Consider the following 26,161-nt stretch of genomic DNA (forward strand, 5'->3'; position numbering starts at 1 on the left):
GTAGTTCATCATTTCGAATGAAAGACTCCCCTCAAAAGTATAGTTTTACGGCTAACGACGCGAAAAATATCGGAAAAAGCCAAAGTTTCAGATATTTCTGAGCTGCTTTTTGTAAAAAGTTGCAGTACCATCCAGGCGCGCTCAAAAAAGCGCCACAGGAAACAAGGAGTTTTACCAAGGGGTAACCTAATTACCTTGGGGCAGACAGGGAGAGTCGTAGATGGGCGTAATCCGCGTAGTCAGCATGGCTGAGTTGCATCTCAGCGATGCCGGGCAGATTGAGGCCAACTGGCAAAGCTTGAGCAATGAACAGCTGGTATCTTTGGCGCCGTCCGGGCGCTCGCTCGAGCAGCTCAAGCGGGAACTGGCCGATGGCAGCAGAGTGATCCTCAGTGATACTCCAATCTTGCCACTATTTCGTTATCAATCAGGCGAGTGGGTTACCAACATTCAAGAAGGTATTTCCCCTCACGCCGTTAATCAGATCCAAAAGCGTTTTGCCTCTGCAGGCAGCAGTGCCCACTTTAAGACATCCACCGGCAGCCTGGCCCCGGCCATCGAACCTGTTTACAGCCCGGATCCCAGCCTTACTCAGATTGCGCCCACCACGGCGCTAACGGCCAAAATCAGCCCCAAGTTCGCTCAAGCCAGACGCAGGTTGGAGTTGGAACTGGTTTACGATGACAAAGAGGAGACGGCGGCCGGTAAGGTGCCCTATAGAGTCGAATTCAGTGATGGTTCGCAAAAGAGCGGGGTATTGAATGCCAAGGGCTGGGCCTGCCTGGAAGATTGCCCCAACGGGGAAGCCACAGTGATCTTCGGCGATGAGGCTGAGCGCCAAAGTGCAGAGCAAAGGTTACCCGACCTCTACCGTCAGTTGGCGGCGTCGCTGGACACTGCGGCAGCGGAAATGGCCAAGAAAAGCGAACAGTTGGCCGCTCAGGCGGATGTTCAGCAAGTCAGTGACAGCTTCAGGCAAAAAGTGGATGCACAACTGGCGGAGCTGACGGCTCAGCGAGAGCAGTTCAACCAACAGCAAATCTGGCAACAAGCCTTGCAGACTGGCCAGGCTTATACACAGGGGCTGAGTCAGGGAACAGCCAGCTTCATGGACGATTTGCTGGATTTTAGTGGCTTGATGGCATTCCTCGAGGAAGCAGAGATAAGTCTTTCTTTGTTGCTCGAGGCGATAATGACAGGCGATGTCGATGCTCTGGAGAGCAAACTGGCTCAATGGCGTGCCCGTGGTGAAAATGGCTTGAAGGCCACAGGTGAGGCGATGGAAATGCTGATCTTGCTGTTAAAAGACGAGTATGTCCGCGCCTTATTGCAATCACTGCCACTGCGTTATCTGGACGCCCTTCCCAAAGATAAGCTGGCCGAAATAGCCGGTTATATGCATAGCCGGGTCAGTTTGGATGGCATGTTGGAGATGTCTCTTGTCCTGCTTGCGGCGCTGGTTGGCAGCGTCTTTGGGGTGATCCTGATGTTTCTTGTTGTGACCAAGAAACGGGCCAGTCGGATTATCAGCCCGGCCAGTAGCGTATTGGAAGATATCGCCAAGGCGCAAAAGGCGGTTCGGAACGACCATGCAGTTCAAACTTATATCGGAAAACACCAGACTCCACTGAATAGCAAGACACCAAAGGGTGATGTTGACACTCCCCAGAAAAGTCGGAAGAATGCGGATAAAGATGTTCCAAACAGGCAAGTGTTGACTAAAGCTGAAAGACTAAACATCCAAAAGGCGCTACAAACCCGAGTTGAAGATATTCGTGCTGAGCTACCTAAAAAGCTTCAAGGTAGCGGCAATGTTGGAGTTGCTCAGCTTGATATTCCAGGATTGCCAATAGAGTTGAAGGCTCATAGTCGTATTAACTATCCAACCGATAAGGGCGCTGATGGGTTTGTGCATTTAGCTGATGAATCTGATTGGATTTTTAAACCGAAGGCAGTCGATCCCGACAATGTTAGAGTGGGTACGCCAGACGCGTATACAAGACAATGGGATACGGAGTTTAAGATCTTGAACGATGTGGCTTTAAGGCTTGGAAATAATCGAAATGCAACAGGCTCAATAAACCTGTTTACAGAAAGGTTAACTTGTACCAGTTGCACTGATGTTATTTTCGATTTTAAAGCTCGTTATCCTAATATTCAGCTAAACGTGTTTGCGGGGGAATAATTATGGACAAATGGTCATACGAAGAACTTCAAGAATTTATCCATGAGGATATTGAAGAGTTTATGCGCGATGGGCTCGATATTCGACAAGCTTCTTCACGTGTACAGGTTGAGTATGCGAAGTCAATTGAGAGTGGTGAGCTAGAAAAGCTAATTATTTATATGGTTTTGTGTGAAGAAGGCCTAATGCATGGATTTCTCAGGGATGATATCAAGGAGCAAACTCTAGAATTGTTAGAGCGGATTAATCTTGAACGGTGTGATCAACAACTTAGTGATGATGAACAGTGTAGGTTAAGAGATGATATGAATCGAATATCTTCTCTTCTTGCATAAAGCGAACCCGACAGTGGCGGGTATGTTGTTCCAAACAGTGAGCTTGAAAATGTAGTCAGCCTAAATAGCTGTTCCTAAATTGTGGTGCTTCAGACCTTATCTGACAGCTACTCCTTTTCATCGAGGCCTGTCAGATTAAATTTGAGCTAACCGTTCATCTACAAGAATTGATTTCCCATCAAGTAATGTGTCCATGGGGCGGTCACGATTCTATATCATTAACAGTTAATCCCACTTCATCCCTAATAGATAGGCTCAGAAGAATGTGTGGTTCTATTGGCAGGAAACGAAACTGTACCGAGTTTCACCCTTGAACAGTAACTGCGCATGGCTAAGACAAAGCCAGTAAGCCCGTTTTGCTAACGTCATCATCCGGCACAGGGATCCCCCGCTTTTCCAGCGCCTTGGCGCAAACATTGCCGTAATGCTGTTTAAAATGCGCCACAGCGGCCACAGATATGGCAAAATAGCGCCATTGCTTATCAACTAGACTCAGAAGATGAACAGGATCAAGAAACGCTTTGTGGCCGGTGCCAAATGCCCCAAATGTCAGGCTCAGGACAGCATAGTGCTGTTCAAGGAGAACGGCATAGAAACGGTCGAGTGTGTCGAGTGTGATTACCGCGAGCAGCAGACCGATGACAAGGTCAGCCACAAGGCGACAGGTGAAGTGATAGGCCTGTTCAAACCTGAATAATATTCTTTGAAACCCGCAGCGGATCCCGCTTTCTTTACCGGCCCTTCAATTGCCAAGGGTGGGTCTTTCCATTAATTTAAGGGTTTTGCTGTATTGAGGCGGTTTGCCCGCCTGTTGCCGCGAGTGCCGGGGCCTCTGGCCGTTTGGTGCTTGCTGTCTGCATAAGGATTTATATGCCAAGCTTGATTCGAATAGTGCTGATCGACACCCATCTGCCGGGCGTGGTGGAACTGAAGCTCGATGGCCATACCAATATCTGTGGTACCAACGCCTCGGGTAAGACCACGCTGCAGCGTCTGGTGCCTGTGTTTTATGGTGAATACCCCAGCCGGGTCGTGCCTTCGACCCGTGACAGCTTCGAGCGCTGGTATCTGCCCAGAGAATCCAGCTATATCATTTACGAATACCAAAAGAGTGATGGCTTGCTGTATCAGGCGGTGCTGGCCTCGGCCGGCGATGGCAAAGGGGTCAACTATCGCTTTATCGCCAAGGGATTTGAACTGGGAGACTATATCAAGTCCCAAAACGGCGACACTATTTTGTGCCATACCATGGCCGAACTGGGCCGTGAGATGAAACGCGCCGGAGTGAACCATACCAAGCTTTTGAATACCCGAGAGTTTCGCGCCATCATCCAGAATGACCGCACCTTGCTCAACACAGGCACCAGCCGCACTGAGCTGCGCAGCTATGCCCGTTTGTTCTCTCTGTGCGAGGCCGACCATTCACTGCGCCATATCGAAAAGCTGGCCAAGGCGGTGCATTCCAAAGAAGGCAAAATGGAAACGGTCAAGTCGATGATCGCCGCCATTTTGGAAGAAGATGGCGTTAACCCACCGGCATCAAGGCTCAATCCACAACGCGTCGAGGCCTGGATCCGCGAGAGTCAGCTGATCGCCGGGTTTGAGCAGATCCGTCCCGAATTAGACAAGCTGGAGCAGGAGTTCAACGAGCTGCTGTCGGCCGAACTGCGTCTTGGCAGCCTGGCCAAAGGTTATCGCAATGACGAAGTGCTGGAGGCCCAGCGTCAGGAGCAAAATCAGACCCTGTCGCGGGAGCTGAACTTCCGTCTCAAGGCATTGGACGATGAGTGGAAAGAGCAGCGCGACGAGCTTAACCAGGAGCTGTCTGCCGCCAAGGGCGATGTCGCCAAGCTGGAGTATGAACTCGACGCCATCGAAAACCAGCATGCGGCGTTTCTCGATGCCGATATTGAACAGGCCAAGGCCAATCTGGAACAGCTGCCGCTGTGGCGTAGCGATCTTGAGAACCTCAGCGAAAGACACAAGCTGCAAACAGAGAAACACCAGGACATAGAAGCCGCCTATAACGCCCGCCGCAGCAAGATTGGTGAACAGCTCAACAAGGAGCTGGAAAAGCTGCAGCAGGAGCTGGATAAGCAACGCGAGGCCCGCGACAAGCAGCGTGAAGTGGCCCGGGAAGACTTGGCGCGCCTCGATGCCGAATTCCGTGAGCAGCAGGAAAACGGCAAGGCCAAATTCCAGGAGCAGGAGTACCAGCTCAAGCTCAATGCGGCCGAGCTCAAGCTGCAGGTCGACAGTGTGACTTATACCGAGGAGGAGAAGCTAAGCCTGGCGGTATTCGACGAGCGTATCGACCGTGCCGATGCCGAGCAGGAGGCTGCCAACGCCAAGGTGGAGCGGCTGATGAGCGAAGAGCGTAAGCAGCGCTCACTCAGGGATCAGGCCAGTGAATCTCTCAGAATTGCCGCGCTCAGAGTCACGGAGCGCCAGGGCGATCTGGACGATCTCAAACACATGCTGTTCCCCCAGTCCCACACCTTGCTGGAGTTTCTGCGAAAAGAAGTGCCGGGTTGGGAGCAGCACCTGGGTAAGGTGGTACATCCCGACTTGCTGCACCGCACTGACTTGCACCCCAATGTCGGCGCCGAAAGTGACAGCCTTTTCGGGATCTCATTGGATCTCAAGGTGCTGGAGATCCCCGAATACGCCAGTTCAGAGCCTGAGCTAAGGGCCAAGCTGGCCAAGGCCGAAGACGCGCTGCAAAACGCCTATGGGCTGCAGGAAGAAGCGGAAGAGCGCCTGGTGCAGGCCAACGAAGCGCTGGATAAACTGAGCCGTGAGCTGACCTTTGCCCGCACGGCATACAAGAATTTGCGTGACGATTTGCGGCGTCTGTTCGAGGAGCGCCGCACTGTGCAGGAGCAGATCAATAAGGCGTTGGCTGAGCGTAAGGCACAGGCCGGTAAACGCCTGACGCTGCTGGATCAGGAGATGAAACAGCTGCGCAACCAGCACCTGGAATGGTTGGAGGAGCTCAAAGAGCAGGCGCTGGATGCCAGAATGGAAAAGAACGCCTACTGGCAGGAAGTGGTCGGCGCGCTGGAGCAGCATCTGGAACAGCTCAAAGAGAGCATCAATCAGCGTCGCAGTCGTACCAAAGAGGAGCAAAAAGCCTGCGAACAGTGGTACAAGAACGAGCTTAAGTCCCGCGGGGTGGATGAAGACAAAATTCTCGCCCTCAAGCGGGAGATCCGTGAGTTGGAAGGTGCCATTGCCGCCGCCGAGCAGCGCCGCAGTGAAGTGCTGCGCTATGACGACTGGTATCAGCATACCTGGCTGGTGCGTAAACCCAAGTTGGTGACCGACTTGGGCGAAGTCAAGCGCGCCGCTTCCGAGCTGGATCAGCAATTGAAGACCAAGGCCAACGAAGTCAAACATGCCCGCCAGCAACTGGAGCTACAAAGGCGCCAGTCCGATGCCGCTCAGGTAGAGGCCTCGGAAAACCTCACCAAGTTGCGCGCCTTGCTGCGTAAGCTGGCCGAGCTGAAATTGCCGCGCAACGATGAAGAGCCCCAGGGCAGCCTGGGTGAACGTCTGCGTCAGGGCGAGGAGCTGTTGCTCAAGCGCGAGCATCTGCTGGGTTCGGTCAGGCAGTATGTGGATCATTTCGATCAGGTGATTGCCAGCAAGTCAGGCTCCAGCCTATCCGAGTTCTGGGAAAAGGCCCGTGAAGAGTCCAGCTCAGTCAATGACAAGGGCATACGCCTGCTGGATTACCGCAAGTTGGTGCCGCATCTGGCCCAACTGCTCAATGTGATGGTGCCGCAGTCGATTACCGCATTGCGTGAACAGGGCCGAATCTTCGGTGTCGACCTGACCGCCTTCTACGATGTTTTGGCCGATATCGACCGCCGTATTGCCTCCCAGAGCGCCCGTATTACCCGCGAAGTCGGGGAGGAGCTGTTCCTCGACGGCGTATCTGAATCTGCGGTCAGGATCCGCTCGCGGATCAGCGAACTTGAGTTTTGGCCTGAGCTTGAGCTGTTCGTCAAGGCGTTCCGCGCCTGGAAGGCCGAAGGCTTCACCGGCCTGCCGGATGAGCACTATACCAACAGCATGCGCCGGGCGCTGGATATCATAGGCCGCTCGGCCCTGACCGGCGGCATCGCCAAGCTGCTGGAGATTGAGCTGCGCCTCAAAGAGGGCAACTCGGATCTGGTGATCCGCACCGACCGTCAGCTCAACGAGTCATCCAGTCATGGTATGGCTTATCTGATCCTCTGTAAGTTTCTGCTGGCCTTTACCCGTTTGCTGCGGGGCAAGGCGGATGTCACTGTGCACTGGCCGATTGATGAGCTGGGCACCTTGCACCACGCTAACGTGAAGAAGATCTTCGATGCCTGTGAAAACAACAATATCAGCGTGTTGGGTGCTTTCCCCAACCCTGAGTCCGAGGTACTGAATTTGTTTGCCAACCGCTACATCATCAACAAGCAGACCAAGCGACTGCAGGTGGTTAAACCCAAGGTCGATCCCATAGCGCAAAAGCTCTCTGAGCGCTTGGCCAAGGAGGCGGTGTAATGAGCGAACTGCAAAGCACTATCGTCGGCTCAGGCGCCCTGATTGAGCGCCTGCTCAAGGGTGAATTTATCTGCCGCACCACGGATGAGGAAGGCTGGCGCTCACTCAAGAGCCCGGCCACCCGTGACAGAGTCGAGGCCTATCTCAACCAAATCAACCGCACTGTGGCCCAGGCCGCCGAGGGCGAAGTCTTCTTCTGCGGTTATCTGCAGTTGGGAGAGGACGAGCGCAAAGTGATTTCGGCGCAGTTTCGCGATATCTGCCAGGCGTTGATCCCCATGGTGGAATGGTTGGTATTGGTGCAGGAAGCCAGCGGCCAGGACGCGCCCCTGACCGAAGGCGCGGCGGTGCGGCTTACCGAATTGCAGAGCCGCATTGAGGATACGCCGGCGTTTCGCGAGCAATTGGCCAAGCTGAGCCAGTATCGCTTGTTCGGCTCCAGCTCAAGCAGTGTCGATGGTCAGATCAAACTGGTTTTCAAGCGTTTGCAGGAGCTGGGCTATCTGGTGCGGCCGAATCCGGAAAAACAGATCTATATCGCCACCGGCAAGCTGGATTACCTCTACGAAGTGATCCGCTTTATCGATGAAACCGAGGGCCTCAGTCTGGAGGCTCAGGCTGAAACCGCCACCCAGAGGGATCTGATATGAGCAGCAACCTGCATCAGGCCGGGGTCAAGCTGCTGAGGCTGCTTGGGCGTAACGCCGAACTGGTGATGGACGCCTATCTTTCCGGTAGCTTGGACGAGACCCGGCAGGAACCCGCGCTGCTGAAGAAGCTTACCGACAACGGTATTCTCTGGCGTCCCGAGCCGGACGAACCGCTTAGGTTGTCGCGTAATGTCAGGGCCCTGCTGGAAGAGGGCCTCAAGGATGAGCGTAACCGCCAGATCAACGCCAACGTCGGTTCGGCCCTGGCCACCATCAAGACCTTGGCCAATCACTACCGTGAGGCGCGTGCCAGTGTGGATTACAGCGCCGCCGAGGCCTATCTGGCGGACTTGACCGAACACGTATTCAGCTTCACCGAGAGCCTGCGTTACTCCATTCGTGTGCTCTGGGGCCGGATCAATAATGAGTTCGGTTATGTGGGCTCAATTAACGCCAAGATCCGTGAAAACGAGCTGGCCCAGAGCCAGGTATCGGAACTGCTTAACGGCCTGGAGCTGTTTGAGTTTACCGAGCTTGGCGAAATTGCCGGTGATATCCGTGAGCTGCGCCGCCTGCTGGTGACCATGTTGCAGGACACTCTCAGTGATTGCACCCAGGAGCTGAGCGTGGTGCAGGGGCGTCTACTGGAATTGCTGGGACGCTTCAGGCAGATCCGCGGTCGTACCCGTTTGCTCAAAGGCTGGTTGCTGTATACAGATTTGCACCCAGACTACCAGGTGGCCGACCATGTGGCGCACAAGCAGGTGCCTGTGCTGTTCAATCATGCTGAGGCCTTGCTGGCACCGGCATCTGTGGATGTGAACAACAGCGGTCAGGAACTGCAACTGATGGAGATGGTGGCCCGTATCAAGGCCATCAGTCGTGACCATCTGCCCAAGAGGTTGCAGGAGCACGATGTGCCGGTTGCGGTTAATCCTCAGGAAGACTTTGATATTCCTGATAACCCGCTCAAAGAGGCGGTAGATGAGTACTTCTGCGCCGTCATTGACTCGGGCCGCAACACTTCGGCGCTGGAATATCTGCAGCAGCAACAGCTGTCCTGGGATCCGGAAAGCTGGCTCTATCAGGTGATAGGTGGCTTCGAGGGGCTCAGTGAAGAGCACAAACGCTTCTTTGCCCTGGAGCCTTTGGGTGAACCCCATCCGCTTTATTCGGGTAACTTCATTATCCGCGACGTGGAAGTGGGGCTGAGATAAGCCCAGGTAAGAATGTGATCCGGCGCCGGTTTTTCCGTCTGCCATACCAGCTTTACATTGGTAAACGTAAGGCGAGACAAGATGACCAATATGGTTGTTTTGTCTCGCAAACTTGTTAATTTTTCTTACTATTCCACCTTGCTGGCGACTCTGGCTGCTCTGACCCTGTGTCTGCGGCTTTGTTGCGGTGCCAGGGGTCGCCACTTATAATGCTTCGGCCCGCCAGCGGGCACCTCATTGACTCGTCTGTTAATCAAACGTAAGGAATCGAATAATGCAAAGACGCAATTTTTTAAAAACTGCGGCTATTTTGTCGACGGCCGGTATCATCAGCCCTGTGATGGCGGCCACATCGAAGACCAAGGCCGTCGAGCATTATTCCGCCGACGGCCGCAGACATTTCACTCTGACTCAAGATTACCAACTGATCGCACCCGAGGGCTCAGAGGGCGTGGTCAAGTTGTGGATCCCGCTGGTGGAAGACACCCAGTTTCAGCAGCTACGCAAGCTGAACTTCAAAGGCAATTTCCAGGACGCCTATATCACTGCCGATAACAGCTATGGTGCCAAGACTCTGTTTGCCACCTGGCCTGATGCCAAAGGCAAGATGGAGCTGCAGTTGGTCATGGAGCTGGAAACCCTCGACTGGGAACCGCTGAAAAACGGTGAACTCGAACACTATCGCGCCCCAAAAACCATCCAGTATCCGGTGGATGTGGAGCGCTATCTGCTGCCCACCAAGCATATGCCCATTGATGGCATAGTGAAGCAGACTTCAGACAAGATTGTTGGCAAGGAAACCGACCCGCTGAAAAAGGCCCGCCTCATCTACAACTGGGTCAGCGCCAATATGTTCCGCGACAACGATATTATCGGTTGCGGTACGGGTGATGTGGCCACTATTCTCGAGAGCGGCAAACTGGGTGGCAAGTGTACTGATATCAACTCGGTATTTGTGGCCTTGGCTCGCGCCGCCGGCATACCTGCCCGGGAGATGTTCGGGATCCGTGTTGGACAGGCTATTAAGATGGGCAAATACTCCAAGAAAGCCTTCGGCAGCAGTGATGCCAACGGCCTGGCCAAGGTCAGTGGTGGTCAGCACTGCCGTGCCATGTTCTATCTGGCGGGTTACGGCTGGTTGCCGGCCGACCCTGCGGATGTGACCAAGATGCGTTTGACCGAGAACAAGCAACACCAGGATCCCGATGTGCAGGCGGTCAACGACTATCTGTTCGGTAACTGGGAAATGAACTGGGTTGGTTTCAACTTCGGTCGTGACTTTGATCTGGCGCCCATGGCCGAGCAGACGCCGCTGAACAACTTTGGCTATCCTTATGCCGAAGTGGATGGCGACCCTGTGAACTACTATGACCCCAAAGTTTTCGCCTATGATTTCCAGTCAACAGAACAGCTCTAAGGGTTTTTTGGCGACACTGGTGGCTGCAGTTGTTGCCGCTGTCGCCTCCAGTCTGTGCTGTATTGGGCCGCTGATCTATCTGGTGTTTGGGGTATCGGCGGCCTCGCTGTCGGGCATTGAACAGCTGGGCTGGCTGCAAGTTCCCATGCTGGCGCTGTCGACTCTGTTGATCCTGCTGGGCTTTTGGCGTTTGTATTTTTCCAAAAGGCCTCTGTGCACCGCGACCATGAGCCGCACCAGAATGTTGCTGCTCTACTGGCTGGCCGTGCCTGTGGTATTGGCGTTTCAGCTTTACCCTTTTGTATTACCTTGGCTGTTAGAGGTGTTTGAATGAGAAGCTTGTTACTGGTTTTACTGCTGCTGTGCACGCCGTTTGCCTGGGCGGGGAATCTGGTGGTCACCCTGGATGTCAAAGGCATGACCTGCCCTTTGTGTGTCACGGTAATCAACAAGGCGCTGCGCAAGACAGAGGGCGTGATTAAGGCCAAGTCCTCGCTCAAGACCCAGCAGGCCAGAGTGATAGTGCCTGAAGGCTTTGATATGGATGCGCTGATAAAGGCGGTGGATGAAACCGGCTATAAGGGCAGTATCAATAAGATAGAGCCAGAGGCCTAAGCTCTAAGACCCGGTTCATTCAATAGGTTCAGCTTGCGCCAAAAGCAAAAGCTCTGTCCAAAAAAGCGTGCTCTAAGCACGCTTTTTTGATGGGTTCAAGCCTTGAGCAACGCTCGGCACAGTTTGACGAAGTCAGAAGAGGTGACTATGCCCTGCACCTTGTTGTGCTCGTCCACTACAGGCAGACAGCCATGTTTGTTGGCAATAAAATAATCCACCACTTGGGTCAGTGGGGCATCGGCCTTGAGTGGTTCAAAGTCGGTTTCAATCAGATCGGCTATCAGGGTACCGCGTTCTTTTCGTTCCAGCGCCCCCTGACCGTAGCGGGTCAGCAGATTGACTACAGTGGCAATCATCTTTTTATGAGTGAGTATCCCTACCAGAGTGCCGCTGGCTTCTGATATCACCGGCAGATGGCGCACGCCCCGGGAATGCATCAGTTGGTGGGCGTCCTTGACGCTGGCGCCGTCACTGATACACACCACCTGGGTACTCATGATGTCTTTGACTTTCATTGTCTTGTTCCTTCACCTGGGCCCTGAGAGGGCTAATTCTCTGTCCTGTAAGGCATTTTGCCCCCTGTCACTTCAGGCTGCAAGTGCCTTGGCCTAAAGCGGACGTCATTTTGTTTAACCGACTGAATTTGTTTGAATATCAACAGATGTTTACCTGGTTGTCACAATTGTGTAATAGTTTGACTTCACAATCTGGACATCCGACCTCATACCAGCATTATGAAGCGTTTTTAAAGGAATAATAACAATGACCCGCAACTTCTCCCGTCGTGACTTTCTTGCCCTCTCAGCCAAAGGTGTTGGCGCTGCCGTACTCTCATATGGCCTGATGGGCTGCTCCAGTGACAATGATGACAATACAGTCGCCGCCGATTTTCTTCATGGTGTCGCCAGCGGTGATCCCACTCAGGATGCCGTGATTATCTGGACCCGGGTAACGCCGCAAACGGCGGGGGATGTCAGAGTATCCTGGCAGGTGTCCCGTGATGGTGCCTTCAGCGACTTGGTGACCACAGGTGAAATGGTGACCAATGCCGAGCGTGACTACACGGTTAAAGTCGATGCCATAGGGCTGGAGAGCGGCAGCCGCTACTTCTATCGTTTTATGACGGGTGACAAGACATCCACAGTCGGTATGACCAAGACCCTGCCCGAGGGCGCGGTCGATTCGGTCAAACTGGCGGTTATGTCCTGCGCCAATTTCCCGGCCGGTTACTTCAATGTCTATGAACTGGCGGCGCAGCGGGACGATCTCGACGCCATGCTGCACTTGGGCGACTATATCTATGAATATGGCCGTGGTGGTTATGCCAGTGAACATGCCGCCGAGCTGGGCCGTGAGGTACTACCCGCGGGAGAGTTGCTGTCCTTGAGCGATTACCGTACCCGTTATGGCCAGTATCGCGGCGATGCCAGTTTGCAGAAGCTGCACGCCAAGCTGCCGTTTATTACCGTCTGGGACGATCACGAAGTGGCCAACGACACCTGGAAGGATGGTGCCGAAAACCATAACCAAGGGGAAGGGGACTTCGACGCCCGTAAACAGGCGGCATTGCAGGCTTACTTCGAATGGCTGCCTATCCGCCCATGGCGCGAGGGCAATCATGAAGAGATCTACCGCAGTTTCAGCTTCGGCGATCTGCTGGATCTGCATATGCTGGATACCCGGGTGTTGGCCCGTGACAAACAGTTGGACTATGGCAACTATCTGGATCCGGCTACCGGCGCTTTCAACGATCAGCAGTTTCTCGCCGACGTGACCGACACTCAGCGTACGCTTCTGGGCCAGACCCAACTGCTGTGGTTGCAGGGAAAACTGTTGCAATCCAGCGCCAAGTGGCAGCTTTTGGGGCAGCAGATACTGATGGGGCGGATGATGTTGCCGGCGGCGATAGCCACTCAGCAGCTGTCTATTCCGCAGTTTGCCGAGTTGGCGGCATTGGCCCAGCTGGCGGCTCGTGCTCAGGCCGGCGATCCGACACTGACCCAAGCGGAACTGACCTATCTGGCGGCCAACCAGGCCAAGCTGACGCCGGAAGTGCTGGCACTTTTGCAACTGCCGTCGATCCCCTACAACCTGGATGCCTGGGATGGCTATGCCTATGAGCGTGAAGTCGTGCTGGCCACTGCCCGGGCCTCGGGTAAAAACCTGGTGGTGATTGCCGGTGATACCCACAATGCCTGGGCCAATGATCTCAAGGACAAAGACGGCAACATGGTTGGGGTTGAGTTTGCCACCAGTTCGGTTTCCTCCCCTGGGCTTGAGTACTACCTCAACCTGCCTTCAGAGCAGATCCCGGCGACAGAGGCGGCCGTTGTAGGGCTGGTGGATGACCTTAAATACGCCAACCTGTTGAACCGGGGTTATATGACGCTGACCTTCAGCAGCGAAGAGGTGGTCAGCGAGTGGTTCTATGTGGATAGCATTCTGAGCAAAGATTTCACTGAAGCGGAGGGGCGCCGTGCCATTGCCCGTTCTTTGGATGGAAAGCCGGGGATCTTGCTTGGCTGACAAGTGCTTCAGGTATAGATAGTTTCAGACATGCCTGAGGCGTTTGCACCTTTTTGGATGAGTTGGGTTTGAAATAGGTGCCAAACGAAAACTTAAAGTCATACCTGAAAAAAGGACAGATCAAGAACTGTCCTTTTTCGATTCAAAATATGGCCAGAATCTTTAAATCATTTCAGTCTGCCAGGTTCATTTATCAGTGCTTTCTTGCCAGCCAATTTACCCAGTATCACCATGTACTTAATTAGCAGTTCTCTGCTGTTTGATGCGAATTTCCCCTCTCTAATGAAATTAAAGATCCTTGAAGTGAGAAATAGGTCACAAATAAGCTTTTGCTGATTTAGCTCTGTTAACAGACTCTATATTGATTAATTGGTGATGTATGTCACGCTAATTAATTGCTTCGCTATCAAAGTTATACATTATGGTCATTTTGACCAGACAATTTGACCAATGGCTATTTGGAGTTAAATTCTGTTGATTTGTGTTTTTAAATAGACTTTTGGTTTTTAATTCTTTTTCATAAATTAATTTTGGTTTTAATTTCTGTGGCTGTGATAGTGTGTTGCTGATCACATGTCTGTATTTGTTATTTATTGTCATTTCTTAGGATACTCCTGCTGTGAGTAAGGACTTTACCTGACTCGAGTCTGTGGCACCCATGCCGCAGTTGGAAATTGCACATAACAAGAGAGTGTGTGAAATGACAATGAACAGACGACAGTTTTTCAAACTCTGTGCTGCCGGAGCTGCAACATCTGCAATCTCTGCACTGGGATTGATGTCTGAAAAGGCATTTGCTGCAGTCAGACAATTCAAACTGCTCAGGGCGAAAGAGACGCGCAATAACTGCTGCTATTGTTCAGTAGGTTGTGGCTTATTGATGTACAGCCAAAGCAGTAATGGCAAGAATGCCGAGCAGCACATCTTCCACATCGAAGGTGATGCCGATAACCCAATCAATCGTGGTGCCTTGTGTCCCAAGGGGGCCGGGTTGGTGGATTACGTGAACAGTCCTCATCGACTGAAATACCCTGAAGTCAGGGCTCCCGGCAGTGATAAATGGCAACGTATCAGTTGGGAGGAAGCGTTTAAACGCATCGCTCGCTTGGTCAAGGATGAGCGTGACGCGAACCTGGTTGAGAAAAACGCCAAGGGCCAAACTGTAAACCGTTTGACCAGTCTGGGGATGATGACCTCGTCGGCGCAGGCCAACGAAGGTTGCTTCATGACCCATAAATTTGGTCGTGCCATAGGCATGCTGGGCCTGGATAACATTGCCAGGGTATGCCATGCGCCGACACCGGCCGCCATGGCACCGACCTTTGGCCGCGGAGCCATGACCAACCACTGGGCCGATATGAAAAATACCGATCTGGCGATTGTCATGGGGGGAAATGCGGCTGAAGCACACCCGGTTGGCTTTGGTTGGGTAACCGAGGCGATGGAGCACAATAATGCGCGCTTGATTGTGGTGGACCCTCGCTTTAACCGCAGCGCTGCTGTGGCCGATACCTATGCTCCATTGCGATCAGGTACAGACATCACCTTCTTGCTCGGGGTCATCCGTTATCTGCTAAGCACCAATCAAATCAACCTTGAGTATGTTAAAGCCTATACCAATGCCTCGTTTATCGTGCGTGAAGACTTTGACTTCAACGAGGGACTGTTTAGTGGTTTTGATGAAACGGCCAACACCTATGACAAGTCTTCCTGGTTCTATGAATTGGATGATGAAGGCTACGCTAAAGTCGATCCAAGCATGCAGCATCCCCGCTGTGTGTTGAAACTGTTGAAAAAGCACGTTGAACGCTACGACCCGGATACGGTTTCGAGTATCACAGGTACCCCCAAAGAAGCCTATTTGGATGTATGCAAACAGCTTGGGGCAACCCATGTCGACAACAAAGCGGCCACCTTCCTGTATGCGCTGGGCTGGACGCAACACAGTGTCGGCGCGCAGAACATTCGTACCATGGCGATGATCCAGTTGCTGCTGGGTAACATGGGGATCATGGGCGGTGGGGTCAATGCGCTGCGTGGTCACTCAAACGTGCAGGGGGCTACTGACTTGGCGTTGCTGTGCCAAGGTCTGCCTGGTTATCTGAAACTGCCACAGGATCAGGATATTAATCTTGAAACCTACTTGAACCATTACACGCCCAAACCGCTGCGTCCCAATTCAACCAACTACTGGCATAACTACCCGGCCTTTACTGTGTCGCTGCTGAAATCTTTCTACGGCGATTACGCCACGGCTGAAAACGATTACGGCTATGACTGGTTGCCCAAATGGGATCAACAGTACGATATCAACAAACAGATAGACATGATGGTTCACGGTGAAGTGAATGGATACTTTATTCAAGGTATCAATACCCTGAACTCTCAACCAGATAAACAGAAAGTATCCAAAGGTTTATCAAACCTGAAGTTTCTGGTCATTCTGGATGCCTTGGCGAATGAAACTTCAAGTTTCTGGCGTAATGCGGGGCAGTTCAACGATGTTGATACCGCCAATATTCAAACCGAAGTATTCCGTCTGCCAACCACCTGTTTTGCCGAAGAAAGCGGCTCTATTGCCAATTCCAGCCGTTGGCTGCAATGGCACTTTAAAGGTGCCAATCCACCGGGAGAAGCCCTGTCGGATCCTGCCATTCTCTCCGGCATCATGCTGGAACTGAAACGCTTGTATCGTGAAGAAGGCGGCCGTTTGCCAGAGCCTATAGCAGCAATCAAATGGGATTATGCCATCGAACATGAGCCAAGTTCGGAAGAGCTGGCGAAAGAGATGAACGGCTACGATCTTAAAACCGGCAAGCTGCTGAACAGTTTCACTGAATTGAAAGCCGACGGCTCAACGTCCTGCGGTATCTGGATCTACTCAGGTCAGTGGACAGAGCGGGGCAACATGATGGCCCGCCGCGACAACAGTGACCCATCGGGTAAGGGGATAACGCCCAACTGGTCATTTGCATGGCCTGCCAACCGCCGCATTCTGTACAACCGTGCTTCATGCGATGTGCAAGGAAAGCCAAGGGATCCCAGCCGCGTATTGCTCGAGTACAAAGACGGTAAGTGGCAAGGCATAGATGTGCCTGACTTCAATGCCAAGTTGAATGCTCAGGATTCGGCACACCCATTCATCATGCAGGCCGATGGGGTGGGGCACTTGTTTGCACTGCGCGATTTGAAAGATGGTCCTTTCCCTGAACACTACGAACCCTTTGAATCACCGCTGGCGAGCAACCCCTTGCATCCCAAAGTCACCAATAACCCAGTGGCCCGTATGTTCCAGGGAATGCGTGAAACCTTCGGGACCAATGAAGAGTTCCCATATGTAGGCACAACCTACTCAATGACAGAGCACTTCAACAACTGGACGACTCACTGCCGTTTGGCGGCCATTACCCAGCCACAACACTTTATCGAAATCGATGAAACCCTGGCGGCTCAGAAGGGTATTGCCAATGGGGATTGGGTGAAAGTGACCTCCAAACGATCCCATATCATCACCAAGGCTTATGTGACCAAGCGTCTGCAACCCATGATGGTACAAGGTAAAGCTGTGCACACCATAGGTATTCCACGCCATGGCAGTTATGAAGCGCTGACGCAAAAGAGCTATATCGTCAATGAGCTGACTTCTGCAGTGGGGGATGCCAATACGCAAACTCCTGAATATAAAGCATTCCTTGTGAATATTTCTAAAGCGGAGGGCTTTTGATTATGGCTTCTCAGGATATTATTCGCCGCTCGGGTACCGCAGATATCACTCCGGCCGCTCATGCCCGCATCGGCGCGGTACAACAAGTGACCAAGCTGTTTGACGCGACCAAATGTACCGGCTGTAAGGCTTGTCAGGTTGCCTGTTCAGAGTGGAACGACCTGCGTGAAGAGGTTGGTACTTTCCAGGGCAGTTACCAGAATCCTATGACTCTGTCTCCGGACAGCTGGAACATAATGCAATATCACGAAGTTGTGGATGACAACCAACTGCGTTGGCAGTTTACCCATACCGCCTGTATGCATTGTGCCGACCCGGCTTGTTTAAAAGCTTGCTCAACCGCCGGGGCCATAGTGCAACACGCCAACGGCACTGTGGACTTTGATTCTGACAAGTGTATCGGCTGTGGTTATTGTGCCAGCGCTTGTCCATTCAATGTGCCCAAAGTGAGCGCAAAGGATAACAAGGCCTATAAGTGTACTCTGTGTTCAGACCGGCTCGCCGTGGGTTTGGAGCCGTCATGCGTGAAGACCTGTACCACAGGGGCTCTGCGATTTGGAACCCGCGAAGACATGTTGTTCTACGCAGAAAAGCGGGTCGCACAGTTGAAAGAGCGGGGTTATGCCAACGCGGGCCTGTACAACCCTGAAGGGGTTGGCGGCAGTCACTACATGATGATTCTGCACAATATCAATAAGCCGGAAACCTATGGCATGCCGATAGAACCCCGGGTACCGGTTGCAACCGAAATCCGCCAGGACTGGTTGAAGCCTTTGGGCGCTGCCGGCCTGTTGGCCACAGCGGGTATTGCCTTGCTGCACAGGATTACCGTGGGTCGCAATATCGTTGAGGAAGATCAGCCCGGATATGCAGAGCCTGTCACCGAAGCAGAGGAGGAAAAACAATGAGTAACCAGCCGATGATTGTTCGTCATAAGCTCATTGACCGGATCTGCCATTGGGTCATTGTCTTTGTGGGCCTGGTCACCTTCCTGACCGGGTTTGCCTTCTTCTTTCCATCGTTTCAGTGGCTGAGTGGCATAGTGGGTGCGCCACAACTGGCGAAAGTGATGCATCCCTTCTTTGGCATAGCTATGTGTGTGCTGCTGGCAGTGATGCTGCTGCGCTACTACAACCACAACAAATGGAACCGGTATGATCTGCCGTGGATGAAGGCCATTGTGTGGGTTTTGCTTCAGAAAGAGGAAAACATTCCTCCAGTTGGTCATTACAACCCTGGCCAAAAGATGTTGTTCCGCTCGTTTGTGGTTTTCGTGTTGGCGTTTATCGTCACCGGCTTCATGATGTGGCAGCCCTACTTTGCTCCCATGTTCTCTGCCGAAGCGGTGAACTGGGCCACCTTGATCCACTCGGCCTGCGGCATCCTGATGCTTATAGCCTTGGTGGTGCATGTATGGATGGCTTGTTGGATTGAAGGTTCTATCACTGGCATGTTGTACGGCAAAGTGTCGAAGGCCTGGGCCCGCAAACACCATCCGGCCATGTTGAACGAACACGAGGATAACTGACCATGAGTCTTGCCGGCGAGATCCCATCAAGTTTTACCGACAGCTCCCCTTTGGCTTTGAAAGTGCTGATCACGGCCGATCCCAAAGAGGTTTACCTACGCCGCGCGGAGCGCTTGGCCGAGCTTGCCAAGGATTCTTCGCTGGAAGATTATTTGGCGCTGTGTCGCTCCATGGTGTTGGTGCAGCATAAGCTATGCGACACCCTAATGGGGCCTGCACCGGATATCGACACCGGCGCCACTATGCCACTGCGCGGGATCCAGAAAAATGGCTACTGGATAGCACTGTTGCAACAACTGCTCAGTGAACTGCTGGATACTGTGCCTGCCAATGTGGCGCAAGTGATACGGCAGTTGATGCGTCAAACACCCGAGCAACTGCAACAGTGGGCTGGCAGCCTGTTGGATGGCCGATTCAGCCAGGTACCGGCAGAATACCGCTTGTTTTTGTGGGCTGCGTTATCTGTTTATTGGAGTCATTGGGCAGCGGCCGTAGCCAGCCGTATGGATACCACTGAGATTAAACAGCAATCCATGTGTCCTGTGTGTGGCAGCCATCCGGTAGCCAGTGTGGTGGTTGATAAACCTCGTGAAGGCCTGCGTTATTTGCACTGTAGTTTGTGTGAAACACAATGGCATTTTATTCGGGCGCATTGCAGCAGTTGCAATCAAGCAAAAGAGATGAGTTTGTGGTCGTTTGACAAATATCAGACGCCGGTTCGCATTGAAAGCTGCGATGATTGCCACGGCTACAGCAAGATGCTGTTTATGAACCTAGATCCCAGGATGGATGCGGTTGCGGACGATATTGCCTCTATGGCTTTGGATGCCAAGTTAAACGAAAAAGGCTTTCATGCTACTACGGTAAATCCGTTTTTGCTGGCAGATGAGCTCTCTGATTAGTTTGGTTATTGGTGTGAATGGCTAAAAACGCGAACTAAGCTCATAGCAACAAGGACAGCTCAGGGCTGAGACACAACAGCTCAGGGCTGTCCTTGTTTTTAGTTCTTGCCCTTTGACGCCTGGCGACTCAGAAAGTCGTTTCCCTGCTCAGGGATGCTGCCGATGGAATTGATATCTGGCCTGATGGAACTCATCCGGGCTGTCCGGCGCTTCGCTCTCGCAGTAGTCGCTCAAGTGGGCTTGGCTCAGTTGCCATCCTGCCCGCTCGGCGATTTCCCGCAGTTCATCCAAGAGTGCTTCTTCCATGTCGAAATGCAATGCTTGCAGCATACTCGTGCCCCAGAGGCTGAAGCAGCCGTCATTGCTGTATTTGACCAGCGGGCTCTCGGCTATCAGGCGCTTGGCTTCACCGCGCCAGTAACCCAGGTACTCACCATCGGGCAGTTCGGCCACAAAGGCGATGTGCTTGCAGGTATCACTAATGGCTTTAACGTTGGCGGCTATTTCGGGGTCGGCCCAGTCATCTTCATTCAGGTAACTGGTATCCTCCCACGGCGCCCAATCTTCATCTTCAGGAAAGCGGACGAACAGCTCGCTTTCAAGCCAGTCTCGGCAATGTTTAAGCAGGAAGGCCAAATCTTCGGGGCAAGCTTCATTGCCCAGTCTGTGACTGGATATAAAGGTTGTAGGCATAGGTCCCTCTTGGTTGGTGTAAGCTATTGATGGTTAAATTCAATTTTCTTGGCGGTTTTGCGGCAGTGGCCAGAAGACCAGTGAGGGAAAGGCCCGGCTCAGAAGCTCGCTGTCCAAAGACAGCGCTTGGGGCACTATTCCCTGTGTTTCCGGCTGCAGCTTGCCAAACTTCCTTGGTCGATAGATTTTGAGGCAAGCCCGCGCCTCAAACAGTTGATATGGCGCCAGAGCCGAATTTAATTTGCACTCCTTGAGGCCTAACTTGAGGCGGACATTGTCCCCGAGCCGCTCAGGCAGCAAGGTCGGCGCCAACTCGCTTGCCAAGTTGGCTTGCCGCTCCTTGGGTATCAAATAAGCGCAGCAATCCGGGTTATCCAGCAGTAGACGGGTCAAGCGTTGCAGCCAAGGCGTCAGGGTCTCGTCGTCTTCCGGTGGTATCACCAGCAAGAGTTGCTGCTGGTGGAGCTCGTTGGCGCGAAGATGACGAAACAGCCACAGTGGGCCGCCGAGCAGATCGGACAGCTCTTTGAGCCTCGCCCGCTCGGCTTGGGCCTGCTGCCGCTGTTTTGCCAGCGCCTGCGACAAGCGCTCAACCGATATCTCTTCGCGTTTAAGCTGGTACAGATTCAGGTATTCACCCAGAGTTTGGCTGTAGAGCTCCAGATTGTAGCGCCCCTTACGGGGCACCAACTCGCCGCCGACAGAAAAGGGGCGGCAGTCACTCACTCTGAGGTCGGCGCCGAAATGGCGCCGACAAATCCAGGTGGCTTTGAGCCCTGCCAGTTTGGCCGGCAAGTAGTAGCGTGCAACTACCGGTAGGCTAAGCAACATCAGCAGGGCATACAGCAGCCAGTTGATGGCCTTCAAGTCAGGCCTCGGTCGGTAGATGCTGGCGTACGGCCATTACCTGTTGCATGAAGCTCTGCTCTGTGTGGAACAGTTGCCGCAGCAGTTGACGGAAGTTTTTCACCAGCTCATGTTTGACCCCGGGTTCATCCTCAAGCACCACCCGGAAGTAGTTGCCTATGGCCTCGAAGGAGATGAGATCTGTCTGTTCGCCAAATTGGCTTTGGCAGATGGCCTGGATGATCCTGCTCCAGTCTTCGGCGTTCATCTCCAGTGGCAGCAGGCTTTGCACGCTGGCGGCCAGCTGTTTCATAGTGGTCGAGTCCAGCTTGAAGATCACGTTGACAAAACCGAAGTTGGCCATGATCTGGTACAGATCGCGAAGATCCAATGGTACGGCCTCATCAGGGGCTTGTGCAGAATCTTCTGTGGTCTTGCCCTCGGCTGAAGTTACGGCGCTGGCGGCTTGCCATTCAATCTCATGCTGTACTTCCTCGAGGGCGCCCAGCACAGCTCTCGGGGTGGCAAACAGTTCTCGGAACAACTGCCCCAAGGCCTGCATCTGAGTCAGGCTTGATACCTTGGCGGGCTCTACCTCGAAGACACATAGACCTTCATCATCCTTGGCCTGCAGCGCTTGCGCCAGCTCAGGTGCTCTTTGATTGAACACGGCACAGATAAAGCGTTGCCAGTTGACGGGGTTATTCATATTGGCACCAGGGCACTGGGCCTCGATGGCCGCGCCCAGGGCGCGGGTCTCCTCAAATGCCAGATCCAGACTAACGCTGATACCCTGCAAGGTAACCGATTGGCGGATGATGCGACGGAATTTGAGCCGGGTTTCGTTATCTTTAAAGGTAAGACTTGGCTCAATTTCGGCCCCCGGCGCCTGAGGTGTTTGGGATGGCTGTTGTTTTGGCTGCTGAAGCTCCGCCAGTTTGGCCGCTGCCTGCGCCGGGCAAACCGGTGGCCGCATGGCTTCAAGGTCTGCAATTGCCGAGACTATGACGTCATCACCATAGTAACGGGCAATTATTTGCAGATATTGTCTGGCCTTTTCACCATGCATCAACAGAAAGCCCAATGGATTCATGCCATCGGCATCCGGGGTTTGCGGTTTGACAAAGCCTATGCTGCCCGAGGATTCTGACTTGAGATTCGGATCCAGCATCCAGGGATCGGCCCCCAGTTCCAGCAAACACTCGAAGATCCCGGGGCGATCGGCGAAGGCGGCCTCGAGCAAGGGATGGCTGCGCCCGGGCGTCAGTTGATTGATCTTGGCTCCCTGTTGCACCAGTTGAGTGACCAGCCCCTTCTTGCTGGCTTCGACAGAAGAGTGGGCATCGTAACAGTACTGGCTGATGATGGCCGCCAGCAGTGGGGTGTCGCCCAAAGGCGAGACGGCATTGATATTGGCCCCGCGGCTCAACAAAAGGTCGATACAGGATTGAATACCAAAGGTGCAGGCCGTCATCAGCGGCGTTGCCCTGGAGTCGGGATCCGGATCCAGTACCTCTATGTCCATTCCGAGATCCAACAGGGCAGCCACAGTCTTGGCGCGATCGATTGGATTGATGTCCGAATAGTTGGACAAACATTTATGCATGGCATTGGAATGATCGAAGCCGCCGACATGATGAATGTCAGCACCGTGCTCGGCAAACCAGCGCAGCAGTTCCGAGCGTCCCGGCATGGCGGCGGCAAAGATCAGGTTATTGCCCAGATTGTTGACTTCATGGATGTTGAATCCGGTTCTTTGCCACAGATAGCGGACAAACTTGAGACTGGTTTCTTCGTTGATAATAGAATGATATCTCTGAACCGTGCTCATCACCCCGGATTCGTGGAACTGTCCCACGGGCACTGTCGGGTCGACACCATAGTCGATCAGCAGATCAAACATGGGGCGGCAGTATTCAAAGTCGTTTTCCGCATCGTAGAGAATGCAGGAGAAAATATGGGTGATATCCGGTTTGGTTGGCGTGCGCTCCACATCCAGGGAGTAGGGCTGATCCACAGCGGCTCCCGCCTCCAGCAGAATTTCCACCGCACTGAGATAGAGTTGTTTGTGTTGTTTGAGCTTGGCGTAGCGGAAACAGAGGAAATACAACAGGCTCCAACGACAGGCATCATTGCCATCCAAACAGAGACGATCCAGATCCTGTTCGCGCTCTATCAGGAGCCGGAATAGTTCCAGGCCGTCCTCTTCAAGCTCCCACAGTACATCTTCGGTCAGCCAACGCACCTCGGTCCAGGCGCGCATAGTCGGGAAACGTTGCAACAGATATTGCGCCAAAGACCAGCGTTTTTTATGCAGTGCCAGGGTAATTGCCGTTGCCGGGGCTTTGTGGTTGCCGGAGAAGCTCTGATGCACATCGGCCAGTTCAAAATCCGGGAACAGGGCAACGATATCGCCCACAAGTTGCGGACTTTGCAGTGAGTGTACCGCCCAGGCGACCGCATCGGCCGGGATCTGGAATTGCTGTCTCAGCTGCAACAGGCGCCGTATTACAGGCTCGTTGCGGGTGCGTATCGCCAGCTCCAGCAGTGAACCTCCGTCATATTGCCGTTGCAGATCCAATCCCAGACGCAGCAAGAGTTCAAAAATGGCTTCGCGATCCTGAGAGGTTTCCTCGGGTTTGTTGGCGAAACAGTGGAAATAACCTGAGACCATCTCCTCTGTGACTTCAACCTGGGTATCACTCAAGGCAATTAAGGTTTCCAGCGTGGCCAGGTCACTGCAGTATTCGAACGCCCAGTTAAGGGTATTTGGGCTCAAGGGCGGCCGGAAACCTTCGCCCAGCATCTGCTGCACAAACTCATGATCTCTGCGAAGCAAGGCGATATCCAGAGCGGTCCATGCGGAATCTGTCTGTAGCAGGCTGCTGAGCCCTGCCTCCTGCAGCATGCTGAACATGGCACGCTTTTGCGCCGGGTTGGGCTTAACCCTGAGATGGCTTGGATAGAAATGGCTTACCCACATTTCATCATCCATACGGCAGTTTTCATTCACCGGCTCGCCGCGCAGAGCAAAGTTGGGGTTGATGCCACCTTGCAACAATACCTTGAGCAGTTCGAGCCTGGCCTGGCTGATAGTCAGAAACAGGGCACTGCGATTCTCAACGGGATCCACGGCGCCGTGGCGCAGCAACAGGGCGACTTCATCCAGTCTGTCCTGCTCCATGGAACACAAGGCATAAAGAGGCGTGCAGAAGAGTTCGGTGCCACCGGCCGTGGTGAAAGCGAATGCCTGGTTGACATCGGCGCCCTTGGCAATGGCCAACTCGGCAAATCGGCAGCGTTGGCTGGATGACAGGTTGGTGTGACACAGGATAGGGCCGATAACCGACTTGCCAGTGAAATTTGCTTGGGTTGTCAGATAACGCTCAACCTCGGCGGCATCGGCAGAAAACAGATCCAGGCTGTCATCCAGTACCAGACGGGACTGCAGCTTCTCCTTGTTCAGCAGCATGCGCGCCACTTCCGGCTGATGGTGGCTGATATCCGCTCCCAGTTCTACCAGGCGAGTCAACAACAGGCGTTGACCATTCTTTATCGTCATCGCCAGCAAGGTGTTACCAGAGTAACGTCGCTCTAAGTCACAGTCGTATTGCTGTTCAGTTAACATATTGAAAATGGAGAGTATTTTCAGTTCTGGCATGGGAGAGTTGAACAGCTGAAACAGCAGTGAATCACAATATTCGCGCTCTTCACTGCCTTGATATTCAATGCCGTGAGACAGCAGTAACTGCACAGTTTGTTGCTCCAGCGCCGGGTTACGACTGAAGCAGTGCCAGAAGAAACATTCATCATCCAAAAGCGGCAGTTGCTGTTCCAACACCGCCTTGACCATACGATAGTCACCGCGGCAGGTGGCCAATGACAAGAGGTTAAATTCACCCTGCCACAGTATATTGAGATTAACCTCTTGCTCGCTGAGCATCTGCACCATCTCTGCCGAGCGCAGCGCTCGTTGCAGCAGATGATTGGGTTTACGCTCTTTATCCAACAAGTGACGAATACCGGCGCCCAGTTTTAATAGGTGCTGGACGACTCTGTCAAACTTGGGATCGGCCTGTTCCAGCACAAAGTCCAGTGGCCTGCATTGGCGAAGTCCGTCCTGAACCAGGCTGTGATCGACATTGTCTGTGCTGACAATTTGGCTGATAGCCACCAGATCCTGGTTGAGAATGTGATCCTTGAGCGCACCGCCTAAGCTGCGGCTGTCTTCCGTGAAATGTTCCATTGATTAGTCTCTTGATGTTGTAACTGCATCACCGCCTTGCGGGCGTGATTACACTAAAGGGTCTAAGTCCATTGATAAACCGGACAAAAGGGACAACAAGTGTGAGAGATTGCCCCTAGCATTAGCGCCATTTGGAGTCGTCTTTATTTTATATACCTGGGGCTGTTATCACCGAAATCCATGATGGCCAGCTCGCTTTGGTTTGCCGCGCCGTCAATGATTCGTTTGACCAGTGACAAACAGTCGCGAAAGCTCTGCTCTGCTTGGCCCAGACAGTTATGGTGCACTATGGCGCCGTGGCTGAGTATGCCAAGGGCTGTGAGCCGGGTCTGAAACTCCCGGGCAAATGCCTGTATCTGCCCGGCTTCATCGTCGCCGGATAAATACTCAAGCGCTAAGAAAAGCACTGAATCGCTGAGCTTTTCGACACATTCGGCGTCGAGCTCAAATTCAGTAATGAGTGTATTGAGTATCTCGATTGACGCGGCCACCTCAGTATTCAGCTGGATAATCAGCATATAAGGAGCGTCATAGTCGTCGAGTCGATTGAGATAGCGTTGTACTTTGTCGGTGGGTTGGGCGCTTTGCCACTGTGCAATACCTTGCATATGTTTCCCTGTCATGGCGGCCTAGAGGCCTGTCCTGTGATTTATCCCGCTGAGCCTGCCTGGGTTGGGCTTGTCAGCGAAATGGCCGCCGGGGATTATCCCACTCTCTTGCTTTACTGCAAAGTTT

General features: G+C 53.2%; 19 protein-coding genes. 14 read left to right on the plus strand and 5 right to left on the minus strand.

Annotated elements, in window-relative coordinates; genetic code table 11:
- Positions 1-220: 220 nt before the first annotated feature.
- From ACWAU4_RS03470 to ACWAU4_RS03510, 9 genes are all read left to right on the plus strand, one after another.
- Positions 221-2,185 carry a deaminase domain-containing protein gene (locus tag ACWAU4_RS03470; protein ID WP_208125495.1) on the plus strand — a complete coding sequence of 655 codons (1,965 nt, stop codon included), beginning with the start codon at positions 221-223 and terminating at the stop codon, positions 2,183-2,185.
- A 2-nt stretch (positions 2,186-2,187) separates the two neighbouring features.
- Positions 2,188-2,520 (plus strand): Imm3 family immunity protein, encoded by a 333-nt coding sequence (locus ACWAU4_RS03475; protein ID WP_028779714.1) that lies wholly within the window; start codon positions 2,188-2,190, stop codon positions 2,518-2,520.
- Positions 2,521-3,019: 499 nt separating this feature from the next.
- The gene (locus ACWAU4_RS03480) at positions 3,020-3,217 is read left to right on the plus strand and encodes a YheV family putative zinc ribbon protein (protein ID WP_025890053.1); all 198 of its coding nucleotides are present in this window, start codon (positions 3,020-3,022) and stop codon (positions 3,215-3,217) included.
- Positions 3,218-3,390: 173 nt separating this feature from the next.
- The gene (locus tag ACWAU4_RS03485; RefSeq protein WP_454290452.1) at positions 3,391-7,062 is read left to right on the plus strand and encodes an ATP-binding protein; all 3,672 of its coding nucleotides are present in this window, start codon (positions 3,391-3,393) and stop codon (positions 7,060-7,062) included.
- Positions 7,062-7,712, plus strand: a complete 651-nt coding sequence (locus tag ACWAU4_RS03490) for a hypothetical protein (RefSeq protein ID WP_025011291.1) — start codon at positions 7,062-7,064, stop codon at positions 7,710-7,712. The genes ACWAU4_RS03485 and ACWAU4_RS03490 overlap by 1 nt, the downstream gene beginning before the upstream one ends.
- Positions 7,709-8,929 (plus strand): hypothetical protein, encoded by a 1,221-nt coding sequence (locus tag ACWAU4_RS03495; protein WP_025011290.1) that lies wholly within the window; start codon positions 7,709-7,711, stop codon positions 8,927-8,929. The genes ACWAU4_RS03490 and ACWAU4_RS03495 overlap by 4 nt, the downstream gene beginning before the upstream one ends.
- A 274-nt stretch (positions 8,930-9,203) precedes the next feature.
- Positions 9,204-10,346, plus strand: coding sequence for a transglutaminase-like domain-containing protein (locus tag ACWAU4_RS03500; protein WP_167716080.1), 1,143 nt, complete (start codon positions 9,204-9,206; stop codon positions 10,344-10,346).
- 16 nt (positions 10,347-10,362) lie between these two features.
- Positions 10,363-10,680, plus strand: coding sequence for a mercuric transporter MerT family protein (locus tag ACWAU4_RS03505; RefSeq protein WP_123117165.1), 318 nt, complete (start codon positions 10,363-10,365; stop codon positions 10,678-10,680).
- Positions 10,677-10,961: a heavy-metal-associated domain-containing protein gene (locus tag ACWAU4_RS03510; protein ID WP_025011288.1), complete on the plus strand. Its 285-nt coding sequence runs from the start codon at positions 10,677-10,679 to the stop codon at positions 10,959-10,961. The genes ACWAU4_RS03505 and ACWAU4_RS03510 overlap by 4 nt, the downstream gene beginning before the upstream one ends.
- Positions 10,962-11,056: 95 nt before the next feature.
- Here the strand turns inward: ACWAU4_RS03510 and ACWAU4_RS03515 are convergent, their stop codons facing one another.
- Positions 11,057-11,476: a CBS domain-containing protein gene (locus ACWAU4_RS03515; protein ID WP_025011287.1), complete on the minus strand. Its 420-nt coding sequence runs from the start codon at positions 11,474-11,476 to the stop codon at positions 11,057-11,059.
- A gap of 247 nt (positions 11,477-11,723) precedes the next feature.
- On the opposite strand from ACWAU4_RS03515, the gene ACWAU4_RS03520 reads away from it, so the two are divergent.
- The 5 genes from ACWAU4_RS03520 (at position 11,724) to fdhE (ending at position 19,641) form a co-directional block, all read left to right on the plus strand.
- On the plus strand, positions 11,724-13,487 hold the full coding sequence (locus tag ACWAU4_RS03520) for an alkaline phosphatase D family protein (RefSeq protein ID WP_062793737.1): 1,764 nt from the start codon (positions 11,724-11,726) through the stop codon (positions 13,485-13,487).
- 706 nt (positions 13,488-14,193) lie between these two features.
- Positions 14,194-17,211, plus strand: coding sequence for a formate dehydrogenase-N subunit alpha (gene fdnG / locus ACWAU4_RS03525; RefSeq protein WP_208125497.1), 3,018 nt, complete (start codon positions 14,194-14,196; stop codon positions 17,209-17,211).
- A gap of 2 nt (positions 17,212-17,213) precedes the next feature.
- The gene (fdxH, locus tag ACWAU4_RS03530; RefSeq protein ID WP_144131916.1) at positions 17,214-18,119 is read left to right on the plus strand and encodes a formate dehydrogenase subunit beta; all 906 of its coding nucleotides are present in this window, start codon (positions 17,214-17,216) and stop codon (positions 18,117-18,119) included.
- Entirely contained in the window at positions 18,116-18,739 is a 624-nt protein-coding gene (locus ACWAU4_RS03535) for a formate dehydrogenase subunit gamma (RefSeq protein WP_208125498.1), read from the plus strand. Before fdxH ends, ACWAU4_RS03535 begins: the two co-directional genes overlap by 4 nt.
- 2 nt (positions 18,740-18,741) lie before the next feature.
- Positions 18,742-19,641, plus strand: coding sequence for a formate dehydrogenase accessory protein FdhE (gene fdhE, locus ACWAU4_RS03540; protein WP_045284015.1), 900 nt, complete (start codon positions 18,742-18,744; stop codon positions 19,639-19,641).
- Positions 19,642-19,788: 147 nt separating this feature from the next.
- Here fdhE and ACWAU4_RS03545 read toward each other — a convergent pair whose 3' ends face one another.
- The 4 genes from ACWAU4_RS03545 to ACWAU4_RS03560 all read right to left on the minus strand — a co-directional run bounded on the left by ACWAU4_RS03545 (position 19,789) and on the right by ACWAU4_RS03560 (position 26,034).
- On the minus strand, positions 19,789-20,334 hold the full coding sequence (locus ACWAU4_RS03545; protein ID WP_208125499.1) for a hypothetical protein: 546 nt from the start codon (positions 20,332-20,334) through the stop codon (positions 19,789-19,791).
- Positions 20,335-20,373: 39 nt separating this feature from the next.
- Complete coding sequence (locus ACWAU4_RS03550) at positions 20,374-21,201, minus strand: hypothetical protein (protein ID WP_208125500.1); 828 nt, start codon at positions 21,199-21,201, stop codon at positions 20,374-20,376.
- Between the two features lies 1 nt (position 21,202).
- Entirely contained in the window at positions 21,203-25,426 is a 4,224-nt protein-coding gene (locus ACWAU4_RS03555) for an ankyrin repeat domain-containing protein (protein WP_208125501.1), read from the minus strand.
- A 143-nt stretch (positions 25,427-25,569) separates the two neighbouring features.
- Positions 25,570-26,034 (minus strand): hypothetical protein, encoded by a 465-nt coding sequence (locus ACWAU4_RS03560; RefSeq protein WP_167716086.1) that lies wholly within the window; start codon positions 26,032-26,034, stop codon positions 25,570-25,572.
- Positions 26,035-26,161 lie beyond the last annotated feature (127 nt).

It is taken from the genome of Shewanella sp. FeAMO (genome assembly GCF_053653955.1).

What these genes read in the sequence shown, in the direction of transcription:
- ACWAU4_RS03470 (WP_208125495.1), top strand. Translation starts at nt 221, where the DNA reads ATGGGCGTAATCCGCGTAGTCAGCATGGCTGAGTTGCATCTCAGCGAT.
- ACWAU4_RS03475 (WP_028779714.1), top strand. Translation starts at nt 2,188, where the DNA reads ATGGACAAATGGTCATACGAAGAACTTCAAGAATTTATCCATGAGGAT.
- ACWAU4_RS03480 (WP_025890053.1), top strand. Translation starts at nt 3,020, where the DNA reads ATGAACAGGATCAAGAAACGCTTTGTGGCCGGTGCCAAATGCCCCAAA.
- ACWAU4_RS03485 (WP_454290452.1), top strand. Translation starts at nt 3,391, where the DNA reads ATGCCAAGCTTGATTCGAATAGTGCTGATCGACACCCATCTGCCGGGC.
- ACWAU4_RS03490 (WP_025011291.1), top strand. Translation starts at nt 7,062, where the DNA reads ATGAGCGAACTGCAAAGCACTATCGTCGGCTCAGGCGCCCTGATTGAG.
- ACWAU4_RS03495 (WP_025011290.1), top strand. Translation starts at nt 7,709, where the DNA reads ATGAGCAGCAACCTGCATCAGGCCGGGGTCAAGCTGCTGAGGCTGCTT.
- ACWAU4_RS03500 (WP_167716080.1), top strand. Translation starts at nt 9,204, where the DNA reads ATGCAAAGACGCAATTTTTTAAAAACTGCGGCTATTTTGTCGACGGCC.
- ACWAU4_RS03510 (WP_025011288.1), top strand. Translation starts at nt 10,677, where the DNA reads ATGAGAAGCTTGTTACTGGTTTTACTGCTGCTGTGCACGCCGTTTGCC.
- ACWAU4_RS03515 (WP_025011287.1), bottom strand. Translation starts at nt 11,476, where the DNA reads ATGAAAGTCAAAGACATCATGAGTACCCAGGTGGTGTGTATCAGTGAC.
- ACWAU4_RS03520 (WP_062793737.1), top strand. Translation starts at nt 11,724, where the DNA reads ATGACCCGCAACTTCTCCCGTCGTGACTTTCTTGCCCTCTCAGCCAAA.
- fdnG (WP_208125497.1), top strand. Translation starts at nt 14,194, where the DNA reads ATGAACAGACGACAGTTTTTCAAACTCTGTGCTGCCGGAGCTGCAACA.
- fdxH (WP_144131916.1), top strand. Translation starts at nt 17,214, where the DNA reads ATGGCTTCTCAGGATATTATTCGCCGCTCGGGTACCGCAGATATCACT.
- ACWAU4_RS03535 (WP_208125498.1), top strand. Translation starts at nt 18,116, where the DNA reads ATGAGTAACCAGCCGATGATTGTTCGTCATAAGCTCATTGACCGGATC.
- fdhE (WP_045284015.1), top strand. Translation starts at nt 18,742, where the DNA reads ATGAGTCTTGCCGGCGAGATCCCATCAAGTTTTACCGACAGCTCCCCT.
- ACWAU4_RS03545 (WP_208125499.1), bottom strand. Translation starts at nt 20,334, where the DNA reads ATGCCTACAACCTTTATATCCAGTCACAGACTGGGCAATGAAGCTTGC.
- ACWAU4_RS03555 (WP_208125501.1), bottom strand. Translation starts at nt 25,426, where the DNA reads ATGGAACATTTCACGGAAGACAGCCGCAGCTTAGGCGGTGCGCTCAAG.
- ACWAU4_RS03560 (WP_167716086.1), bottom strand. Translation starts at nt 26,034, where the DNA reads ATGCAAGGTATTGCACAGTGGCAAAGCGCCCAACCCACCGACAAAGTA.